Raw genomic sequence first — 10,243 nt, 5'->3', positions numbered from 1 at the left:
AATTATGCTAATGGTGAGATAATAAGTGAGTGTGTAATTTCAAATGAAGAGTGTGAAAAGGAATCTGATAGTGGGAAATACCTTTTGACTACTATAATACCGTTGGTTGATGAGCCAAAAAAAATAGTAAGAAAAGTAACCCAAGAACAATTAAATAATTACTTTGAATACTACAACGAATTTGCTGAGTTTATTGTTGAGTTAAAGCCGATAGATTAATTATTTTCAAATGAAAGCATTATATGTGGAGTGGATTTCACTCCCAAAATGAGATATTACTGTATAATTTATCTGAGCTAAGCATTGAGAATCATGATAATAGGTTTGAGTGCCAATCTTTAACCGTGCTGAAGAGCATTCTTGGGACCGCTTACTTCTAAGCTTCCATTGCTACTGGGCAGAACGACAGGGACAGAATATGAAAAACGAGCATTCCTAAGTCAATTATGAAGTCAATCGACAAGTTCTTAGTTTTATCTATCATTCTGGTTCGCATCATCAATGCAGACTTAAGAAGCGAGGCATTTATTAAGCATTGGTATGGGAGTGCCTAGCATTCACATTGTAGTGTTCGATAGGCGAGTGTTGTAATGCTCTTGTAGATGATGGTGTTTATCTAGTGATAGACTACTCATCCCGTTATGGCGTAGCAACATAGTACATTTCAAATTGTGTACATATGAGTGTACATATCTGGCAGGGTAAAGCTGGATAGCGTCTATAACATCATGTAATTAAACGATATTGTATTTCTTCATGTGATCTGTCGTGTGGGTCACCACTGTAGATAAGGAATTATTAATGCCTGTTATTACCCTTCCTGACGGTAGTCAGCGTCATTTCGATCACCCCGTTTCCCCGATGGATGTCGCGCGCGATATCGGCCCTGGCCTGGCGAAAGCCTGTATCGCCGGCCGCGTCAACGGCGAGCTGGTCGACGCCGGCGATCTGATCGAATCGGATGCGCAGCTGGCCATCATCACCATCAAAGATGAGGACGGCCTGGAAATCATGCGCCACTCCTGTGCTCACCTGCTGGGTCATGCGATCAAGCAGCTGTGGCCGGATACCAAAATGGCGATCGGTCCGGTGATCGACAACGGTTTCTATTATGACGTGGATATCGACCGCACCCTGACGCAGGAAGATCTGGATCTGCTGGAAAAGCGGATGCACGAGTTGGCCGATAAGGATTACGACGTCATCAAGAAGAAGGTCAGCTGGCAAGAAGCCCGCGACACCTTCGCTGAGCGCGGCGAAATCTACAAAGTGGCGATCCTGGATGAGAACATCAGCCATGACGATCGTCCTGGCCTGTACCACCACGAAGAATACGTCGACATGTGCCGCGGCCCGCACGTGCCGAACATGCGTTTCTGCCACCATTTCAAGCTGCAGAAAACCTCCGGCGCTTACTGGCGCGGCGACAGCAAAAACAAAATGCTGCAGCGTATCTACGGCACCGCCTGGGCAGACAAGAAGCAGTTGAACGCCTACCTACAACGTCTGGAAGAAGCGGCCAAGCGCGATCACCGCAAGATCGGCAAACAGCTCGACCTGTATCATATGCAGGAAGAAGCGCCGGGCATGGTGTTCTGGCACAACGACGGTTGGACCATCTTCCGCGAGCTGGAAGCCTTCGTGCGTATGAAGCTCAAAGAGTACCAGTACCAGGAAGTGAAAGGTCCGTTCATGATGGACCGCGTGCTGTGGGAAAAAACCGGCCACTGGGAAAACTACAAAGACGCCATGTTCACCACCGCGTCGGAAAACCGCGAATATTGCATCAAGCCGATGAACTGCCCGGGCCACGTGCAGATCTTCAACCAGGGCCTGAAGTCGTACCGCGATTTACCGCTGCGCATGGGCGAGTTCGGCAGCTGCCACCGCAATGAGCCATCGGGTTCCCTGCACGGCCTGATGCGCGTGCGCGGCTTCACGCAGGATGACGCCCACATCTTCTGTACGGAAGAGCAGGTGCGCGCTGAAGTGAACGAATGCATCCGCATGGTGTATGACGTGTACGGCACTTTCGGCTTCGACAAGATCGCCGTCAAGCTGTCCACTCGCCCGGAAAAACGCATCGGCACCGACGACATGTGGACCCGTGCGGAAGAAGACCTGGCCGCCGCGCTGACAGAGAACGGCATTCCGTTTGAATATCAGCCGGGTGAGGGCGCCTTCTACGGACCGAAAATTGAATTTACCCTGCATGATTGTTTGGATCGCGCATGGCAATGTGGTACCGTGCAGCTCGATTTCTTCTTGCCGGGCCGTTTGGGCGCTTCGTATGTTGGCGAAAACAACGATCGCGTCGTGCCGGTAATGATTCACCGCGCCATTTTGGGCTCCATGGAACGTTTCATCGGTATCCTGACCGAAGAATACGCCGGGTTCTACCCGACCTGGATCGCTCCGGTGCAGGTGGTGGTGATGAATATCACCGACAGCCAGTCTGATTACGTCCAGCAATTGACCAAAAAACTGCAGGATGCAGGCATTCGCGTGAAAGCGGACTTGAGAAATGAGAAGATTGGCTTTAAAATTCGCGAACATACTTTACGTCGAGTCCCTTACATGTTGGTGTGCGGCGACAAAGAGGTCGAAGCAGGCAAAGTTGCCGTTCGTACCCGCCGTGGCAAAGACCTGGGAAGCCTGGACGTAAACGAAGTCGTAGACAAGCTGCTGAAAGAGATTCGCAGCCGTAGTCTTCATCAACTGGAGGAATAAAGTATTAAAGGCGGAAAACGAGTTCAACCGGCGCGTCCTAATCGCATTAACAGAGAAATTCGCGCGCAAGAAGTTCGCCTAACCGGCGTCGATGGCGAGCAGATTGGTATTGTCAGTCTGAATGAAGCTCTTGAAAAAGCTGAGGAAGCGGGCGTTGATTTAGTAGAAATCAGCCCAAATGCCGAACCGCCAGTTTGCCGAATCATGGATTACGGCAAATTCCTCTACGAGAAGAGCAAGTCGACGAAAGAACAGAAGAAGAAGCAAAAAGTTATTCAGGTCAAGGAAATCAAATTCCGTCCTGGCACCGATGATGGCGACTATCAGGTCAAACTACGCAACCTGATTCGCTTTCTGGAAGATGGCGATAAAGCCAAAATCACCCTGCGTTTCCGCGGGCGTGAGATGGCGCACCAGCAGATCGGTATGGAAGTGCTTAACCGCGTCCGTAAAGACCTGTGTGAAGATATGGATCTGGCAGTGGTCGAATCCTTCCCTACGAAGATCGAAGGCCGCCAGATGATTATGGTGCTCGCTCCTAAGAAGAAACAGTAAGGCTTACAAGTAATGGAACCCGCGCGGCGCTTGCGCTGTGTGGGTTTTATTCGCCCAACTGATTCGTTGTTTAACAATGCGAAGTGGATTTAATTAAAATGCCAAAGATTAAAACTGTACGTGGTGCAGCCAAGCGCTTCAAAAAAACCGGCAGCGGTGGTTTTAAGCGTAAACATGCCAACCTGCGTCATATTCTGACCAAAAAAGCAACCAAGCGTAAACGTCACCTGCGTCCGAAAGGCATGGTGTCTAAAAACGATCTGGTCCTGGTTACCGCGTGCCTGCCGTACGCATAAGCCATTTTTTTTGAATTTAGAATAAGACTTTAGGAGAGAGCATATGGCTCGCGTAAAACGTGGTGTAATTGCACGCGCACGTCACAAGAAAATTATGAAGCAGGCGAAAGGCTACTACGGTGCCCGTTCGCGCGTATATCGTGTTGCCTTCCAGGCAGTAATCAAAGCAGGCCAGTATGCTTACCGTGACCGTCGTCAACGTAAGCGTCAGTTCCGTCAGCTGTGGATTGCACGTATCAACGCAGCTGCTCGTCAGAACGGTCTGTCTTACAGCAAGTTCATCAACGGCTTGAAAAAAGCGTCGATCGAAATTGACCGTAAGATCCTGGCTGACATCGCAGTCTTCGACAAAGTGGCCTTCGGCGCACTGGTTGAGAAAGCGAAAGCAGCTCTGGCGTAAGTCAGTAGAAGAGGGAGCTTGCTCCCTCTTTTAATCTTTGTTTTCAGCGACAAATATTGACTTTCATTGTCCGCAGCTATATCACTGGTGGGCAATCATCGACAAGGTACCGCAATCATGCACGCAGCTATTTTTCGTTTCTTTTTTTACTTTAGCGCCTGATTTCAGGAGGCTTTGCGCGTAAGAAAAGAAACGAAAAGTAGCGCCTAAGCCTCCCTCGTGGAGGCTTTTTTGTTTTTGGCCATCGTCCCGCCTTGCAACGCGTTGCGGTGAGTACGGCTGGCGTTCAGCTCAGGTGAGCCGCCCGGCCGGCAACGCATTGAAAAGTCTTTGAAGATTGCTCAAAGGCGTGTTCGAATATAGATAACAATTACTTAGGGCCATCCCGGCCAGAGGAAGAGGAAAGCAATGCCACATCTCGCAGAGCTGGTTGCCAATGCCAAGGCAGCCGTAGAAGATGCCCAGGATGTTGCCGCGTTAGATTTGGTGCGCGTCGAATATTTTGGCAAGAAAGGTCATTTCACCTTGCAGATGCAGTCTCTGCGCGACGTCCCGGCGGAAGATCGTCCGGCGGCCGGCGCGGTGATCAACCAGGCCAAGCAGGAGGTGCAAGACGCCCTGAACGCGCGTAAGAACGCGCTGGAAAGCGCTGCGCTGAACGCGCGCCTGGCGGCTGAAACCATCGACGTCTCCCTGCCGGGCCGTCGCATGGAAAACGGCGGTCTGCATCCGGTAACCCGCACCATCGACCGTATCGAAACCTTCTTTGGCGAGCTGGGCTTCTCCGTTGCCACCGGCCCGGAGATTGAAGACGATTACCACAACTTCGACGCGCTGAACATTCCAGGGCATCACCCGGCGCGCGCCGACCACGATACCTTCTGGTTCGACGCCACGCGCCTGCTGCGCACCCAGACTTCCGGCGTGCAGATCCGCACCATGAAGAACCAGCAGCCGCCGATCCGCATCATTGCGCCGGGCCGCGTTTATCGTAACGACTACGATCAGACGCACACCCCGATGTTCCATCAGATGGAAGGGCTGATCGTCGATAAAGACATCAGTTTCACCAATCTGAAGGGCACGCTGCACGATTTCCTGAACAACTTCTTTGAAGAAGACCTGCAGGTTCGTTTCCGTCCGTCCTACTTCCCGTTCACCGAGCCGTCCGCTGAAGTGGACGTGATGGGCAAGAATGGCAAATGGCTGGAAGTGCTGGGCTGCGGCATGGTGCATCCGAACGTGCTGCGCAACGTGGGCATCGATCCGGAAGTTTACTCCGGTTTCGCCTTCGGTATGGGCATGGAGCGCCTGACGATGCTGCGTTACGGCGTCACCGATCTGCGCGCATTCTTCGAAAACGATCTGCGTTTCCTCAAACAGTTTAAGTAAGGCGGGAATATCACATGAAATTCAGTGAACTCTGGTTGCGCGAGTGGGTAAACCCGGCCATCAGCAGCGAAGCATTATCCGATCAAATCACCATGGCCGGCCTGGAAGTGGACGGCGTGGATCCGGTTGCCGGCGCGTTTAACGGCGTCGTCGTGGGCGAGGTGGTCGAGTGCGGCCAGCACCCGAACGCCGACAAACTGCGCGTCACCAAGGTTAACGTAGGCGGCGAACGCCTGCTCGACATCGTCTGCGGCGCGCCGAACTGCCGTACCGGCCTGAAAGTGGCGGTCGCCACCGTGGGCGCGGTGCTGCCGGGCGACTTCAAAATCAAGGCCGCCAAGCTGCGCGGCGAACCTTCGGAAGGTATGCTGTGCTCGTTCTCCGAGCTGGGCATTTCCGACGATCATGACGGCATCATCGAGCTGCCGCTGGATGCGCCGATCGGCACCGACATCCGCGACTATCTGAAACTGAACGACAACACCATCGAGATCAGCGTCACGCCGAACCGCGCCGACTGCCTGGGCATCATCGGCGTCGCGCGCGACGTGGGCGTACTGAACCAGGTTGCGCTGACCGAGCCGGACATGAGCCCGGTGGCCGCCACCATCGACGCCACGCTGCCGATCCGCGTTGACGCGCCGCAGGCGTGCCCACGCTATCTGGGGCGCGTGGTGAAAGGTATCGACGTCAAGGCGCCAAGCCCGCTGTGGATGCGTGAAAAACTGCGTCGTTGCGGCATCCGTTCTATCGATGCCGTGGTAGACGTCACCAACTATGTGCTGCTGGAGCTTGGCCAGCCGATGCACGCTTTCGATCTGGACCGCATCGACGGCGGCATCGTGGTGCGCATGGCGGAAGAAGGGGAAACCCTGACGCTGCTGGACGGCAACGAAGCCAAACTGAGCGCCGACACCTTAGTGATCGCCGATCATCAAAAAGCGTTGGCGATGGGCGGCATCTTCGGCGGCGAGCATTCCGGCGTCAACGGGGAAACTCAGGACGTGCTGCTGGAATGCGCCTTCTTCAGCCCGCTGTCGATCACCGGCCGTGCACGCCGTCACGGTCTGCACACCGATGCGTCTCACCGCTATGAGCGCGGCGTCGATCCGGCGCTGCAGTACAAAGCGATGGAGCGCGCCACGCGCCTGCTGCTCGACATCTGCGGCGGCCAGGCCGGCCCGGTTATCGACGTGACCCACGAAAACGAACTGCCGAAGCGCGCCACCATCACGCTGCGCCGCGAGAAGCTGGATCGTCTGATCGGCCACGTGGTGCCGAGCGAGCAGGTCAGCGACATTCTGCGCCGCCTGGGCTGCCAGGTGACCGAGCAGGGCGACAGCTGGCAAGCTGTCGCGCCGAGCTGGCGTTTCGATATGGAAATCGAAGAGGATCTGGTGGAAGAAGTGGCGCGCGTTTACGGCTACGACAACATCCCGGATGTGCCGGTGCGCGCCGATCTGGTGATGACCCAGCATCGCGAAGCCGATCTGACGCTCAAGCGCGTGAAGACCATGCTGGTCGATCACGGCTACCAGGAAGCGATCACCTACAGCTTCGTCGATCCGAAAGTGCAGGCGCTGCTGCACCCGAATGAAGAAGCGCTGATCCTGCCGAGCCCGATTTCGGTCGAAATGTCGGCGATGCGCCTGTCGTTGTGGACCGGTTTGCTGTCCGCGGTGGTGTATAACCAGAACCGTCAGCAGACGCGTCTGCGCCTGTTCGAAAGCGGCCTGCGCTTTGTGCCTGATAGTGCGGCAGATCTGGGTATTCGCCAGGACGTCATGCTGGCAGGCGTGATCGCCGGCCATACGCACGATGAGCATTGGGATCTGGCGCGCAAGCCCGTCGACTTCTATGATTTAAAAGGGGATCTGGAGTCTGTCCTCGAACTGACCGGTAAATTATCCGAAATTCAGTTCCGGGCGGAAGCCAATCCGGCCCTGCATCCAGGGCAGAGTGCGGCGATTTATTTGCACGGCGAACGCGTAGGTTTCATCGGTGTGATTCACCCGGAACTTGAACGTAAACTGGATCTTAACGGCCGCACCGTGGTGTTTGAACTGGAGTGGAACAAGCTTGCGAGCCGCGCCGTGCCTCAGGCGCGGGAGATTTCGCGCTTCCCGGCAAACCGCCGTGATATCGCCGTTGTGGTGGCTGAAAACGTCCCCGCAGAAGATATTTTGGCCGAGTGTAAGAAAGTTGGCGCAAATCAGGTAGTTGGCGTAAACTTGTTTGACGTGTACCGTGGCAAGGGCGTGGCAGAAGGTGACAAGAGCCTGGCTATCAGTCTGGTATTGCAGGATACCGCTCGTACACTGGAAGAAGAGGAGATAGCCGCTACCGTTGCAAAATGCGTAGAGGCTCTAAAACAGCGATTCCAAGCATCCTTGAGGGATTGAACCTATGGCGCTTACTAAAGCTGAAATGTCAGAACACCTGTTTGAGAAGCTTGGGCTTAGCAAACGGGACGCCAAAGACCTGGTGGAACTGTTCTTTGAAGAGGTCCGTCGGGCCCTTGAGAATGGCGAACAGGTAAAACTGTCGGGTTTTGGCAACTTTGATCTGCGTGACAAGAACCAACGTCCGGGGCGTAACCCGAAGACCGGCGAAGACATTCCGATTACGGCGCGCCGCGTGGTGACCTTCCGTCCGGGGCAGAAGCTGAAAAGCCGGGTAGAAAACGCCAGCCCGAAAGGGTGAGTGACGTGTGATATCAAAAAAGGCCGCTTGCGCGGCCTTTTTCTTTTTGAGGATAAAATTCAGTTTATTCCTAATGGGCAATGTAAGAATTAAAATCCTGCGTTCAAACGCTACGGCGGAAGTTTATTTAAGCTCGATTTAGGAATATTCTTAAATCTTATTTGGTGAGTGGCATTGTTTTCGCTTCAATAACGGCCGTGATAATGGCCAGGGCCATCGCCACGGTGGCCGCCGCCCCAGTGCGGGCCCCAGCAGCAGGCGCTGAGGCTTGCTGTCAGGGCCACAACGGCCAGCAGGCTGCCTATACGTTTAATCATCTTATTATCCTCCGATGGAAATTCGCTTAATTATAATTGCCGCGCCGTTTGAGAGCCGTCAGTTATTCGTTAAGCCTTGTCAGCGATTATGATAATTAAAGGCGAGGGCAAACAGTGTAGGGATTGTGTAAGGCCGTCGAAAACAATCTGAAAATAGGCATCGGTGAGATAGTGGTTAAATAAACGCGCTGATATAACCACTGCAGCAAGAAAAATAGAGTGAGAAGGCAAAATGAAAAAGATCCTGTTGCTGGTGTGTTTCCCGCTGTTGCTGCCGCTGGCGGCGCAGGCCGATGTCTCTGTCGATATCAATGTGCCGGGCGTTTCTCTGCATCTGGGGGATCAGGACCGTCGCGGCTACTACTGGGATGGTTACGACTGGCGTCCACCGCAGTGGTGGCATGCGCATCAGGGCCGCGGTCTGGGTGAGCGCAATGCGCGCGGCATGTACTGGGACGGCGGCCGCTGGCAGCCATCGCCGCCGCGTGGCTACGATCACCGTGAGCCGGCACGCAGCGGCAATCCGTTCCGCGGCGATCGCGATAATCGCGACCACGAGCGCAATCATGACGATCGCGGTGCCTCCGACCGCCGCGATGACGGCCGCGGCCAGCCTTATCCACCGGGCAACGCCGGCCCGCATCGTTAACCCTGAGTTTATCGGCGGCTGGTTTTGCCATCATCGTTGCGATGACGGGCAAGGCCAGCCGCTGCTTTCCTGCGCCATCATCCACGCAAGGCTTCCCCTTGCGGCGTTAACCCCCTAATATTCGACTCAAACGTCAATTATCCGGCCACGACAGCGGCCGGCAGGGAACCGCCGCGCCATGCCAACCAGTCGTACCTTCACCTTATTGTTGCAACATCAACGCTACCGCGATAAACGCCAGATCGGTCTGTTGGCGCTGGGCGTGGCGGTGGCGTTGCTGTTCAGCCTTTGCGCCGGCGACCAATGGATATGGCCGTCAGAGTGGTTCAGCGATCGGGCGCAACTGTTCGTCTGGCAACTGCGTTTGCCGCGCGCGCTGGCGGTGATGCTGGTCGGTGCCGCCCTGGCGGTGGCGGGCGCGGTAATGCAGGCGCTGTTTGAAAACCCGCTGGCGGAGCCTGGTCTGCTGGGCGTCGCTAACGGCGCCGGCGTAGCGCTGGTGCTGACGGTGTTGTTGGGGCAGGGGTTGTTGCCGGTGGCGCTGATGAGCGCCGCCGCGATAGCCGGTGCGCTGGCGATGACCTTCCTGTTGCTGGGCTTCGCTCGCCGCCGACGTCTGACCAATGCGCGGCTGTTGCTGGTCGGCGTAGCGCTGGGCATCGTGTGCAGCGCGCTGATGACCTGGGCGGTCTATTTCAGCACCAGCCTCGATCTGCGGCAGCTGATGTACTGGATGATGGGCGGTTTCGGCGGGGTCGACTGGCGCCAAAAGTGGCTGGTGCTGGCGCTGCTGCCGGTGCTGCTGTGGTTGTGTGGCCAGGGCAAAGCGCTCAACCTGATGGCGCTGGGCGAGGTACAGGCGCGGCAACTAGGGCTGTCGCTGCATCTGTGGCGTAACCTGCTGGTGCTGGCGATCGGCTGGCTGGTCGGCGTCAGCGTGGCGCTCGCCGGGGTGATTGGCTTCGTTGGGCTGGTGATCCCGCATATCTTGCGGCTTATCGGCCTGACCGACCAACGCTATCTGTTGCCGGCCTGCGCGCTGGCCGGGGCCGGGGTGTTGCTGGTGGCCGATGTGGTTGCCCGCATTGCGCTGCTGGCGGCCGAGCTGCCGATCGGCGTGGTGACCGCCACGCTGGGGGCGCCGCTATTTATCTGGTTACTGACCCGGGCAAAAGGCGTAAGGTAGTTCTCTTCATTCACC

11 protein-coding genes, 1 pseudogene and 1 other annotated feature are annotated in these 10,243 nt (G+C 55.6%); of the genes and pseudogenes, 11 read left to right on the top strand and 1 reads right to left on the bottom strand.

The features are described from left to right. The 9 genes and pseudogenes from ACJ8MK_RS18870 to ihfA all read left to right on the top strand — a co-directional run. A pseudogene (locus tag ACJ8MK_RS18870) lies at positions 1 to 219 on the top strand (hypothetical protein); the annotation flags it as partial. 582 nt (positions 220 to 801) lie between these two features. Next, positions 802 to 2,730 carry a threonine--tRNA ligase gene (gene thrS, locus ACJ8MK_RS18865; protein ID WP_025159696.1) on the top strand — a complete coding sequence of 643 codons (1,929 nt, stop codon included), beginning with the start codon at positions 802 to 804 and terminating at the stop codon, positions 2,728 to 2,730. Between the two features lie 3 nt (positions 2,731 to 2,733). Next, positions 2,734 to 3,285 (top strand): translation initiation factor IF-3, encoded by a 552-nt coding sequence (gene infC, locus ACJ8MK_RS18860; protein ID WP_048233542.1) that lies wholly within the window; start codon positions 2,734 to 2,736, stop codon positions 3,283 to 3,285. 98 nt (positions 3,286 to 3,383) lie between these two features. Next, positions 3,384 to 3,581, top strand: coding sequence for a 50S ribosomal protein L35 (gene rpmI / locus ACJ8MK_RS18855; RefSeq protein WP_004931418.1), 198 nt, complete (start codon positions 3,384 to 3,386; stop codon positions 3,579 to 3,581). 43 nt (positions 3,582 to 3,624) lie between these two features. After that, entirely contained in the window at positions 3,625 to 3,981 is a 357-nt protein-coding gene (gene rplT / locus ACJ8MK_RS18850) for a 50S ribosomal protein L20 (RefSeq protein WP_004931417.1), read from the top strand. 113 nt (positions 3,982 to 4,094) lie between these two features. Further along, positions 4,095 to 4,217, top strand: a sequence feature (Phe leader region). Continuing rightward, a complete protein-coding gene (gene pheM, locus ACJ8MK_RS18845) occupies positions 4,099 to 4,143 on the top strand; it encodes a pheST operon leader peptide PheM (protein ID WP_121626058.1) in 45 nt (14 codons plus the stop codon). (Overlaps the previous feature by 45 nt.) Before the next feature lie 172 nt (positions 4,218 to 4,389). After that, positions 4,390 to 5,373 carry a phenylalanine--tRNA ligase subunit alpha gene (gene pheS, locus ACJ8MK_RS18840; protein ID WP_004931416.1) on the top strand — a complete coding sequence of 328 codons (984 nt, stop codon included), beginning with the start codon at positions 4,390 to 4,392 and terminating at the stop codon, positions 5,371 to 5,373. A 14-nt stretch (positions 5,374 to 5,387) separates the two neighbouring features. Next, on the top strand, positions 5,388 to 7,775 hold the full coding sequence (gene pheT / locus ACJ8MK_RS18835; RefSeq protein ID WP_442517974.1) for a phenylalanine--tRNA ligase subunit beta: 2,388 nt from the start codon (positions 5,388 to 5,390) through the stop codon (positions 7,773 to 7,775). A gap of 4 nt (positions 7,776 to 7,779) precedes the next feature. Continuing rightward, entirely contained in the window at positions 7,780 to 8,076 is a 297-nt protein-coding gene (gene ihfA, locus ACJ8MK_RS18830; RefSeq protein WP_004931414.1) for an integration host factor subunit alpha, read from the top strand. 185 nt (positions 8,077 to 8,261) lie between these two features. On the opposite strand, the gene ACJ8MK_RS18825 is transcribed toward ihfA, so the two are convergent. Then, positions 8,262 to 8,393 carry a hypothetical protein gene (locus ACJ8MK_RS18825; protein ID WP_033653919.1) on the bottom strand — a complete coding sequence of 44 codons (132 nt, stop codon included), beginning with the start codon at positions 8,391 to 8,393 and terminating at the stop codon, positions 8,262 to 8,264. 232 nt (positions 8,394 to 8,625) lie between these two features. Between ACJ8MK_RS18825 and ACJ8MK_RS18820 the strand changes: the two genes are divergently transcribed. Both ACJ8MK_RS18820 and btuC read left to right on the top strand, forming a co-directional pair. Further along, complete coding sequence (locus ACJ8MK_RS18820; protein ID WP_033638328.1) at positions 8,626 to 9,042, top strand: DUF2502 domain-containing protein; 417 nt, start codon at positions 8,626 to 8,628, stop codon at positions 9,040 to 9,042. Positions 9,043 to 9,220: 178 nt separating this feature from the next. Beyond that, a complete protein-coding gene (btuC, locus tag ACJ8MK_RS18815; protein WP_033638330.1) occupies positions 9,221 to 10,228 on the top strand; it encodes a vitamin B12 ABC transporter permease BtuC in 1,008 nt (335 codons plus the stop codon). Positions 10,229 to 10,243: the final 15 nt, after the last annotated feature.

The organism is Serratia sp. CY38905, from assembly GCF_052168875.1.
Classification (GTDB): Bacteria; Pseudomonadota; Gammaproteobacteria; order Enterobacterales; family Enterobacteriaceae; genus Serratia; species Serratia sarumanii.
The sequence above is the reverse complement of the archived record's forward strand: the minus strand, read 5'-3'. Positions and strand labels throughout refer to the sequence as shown.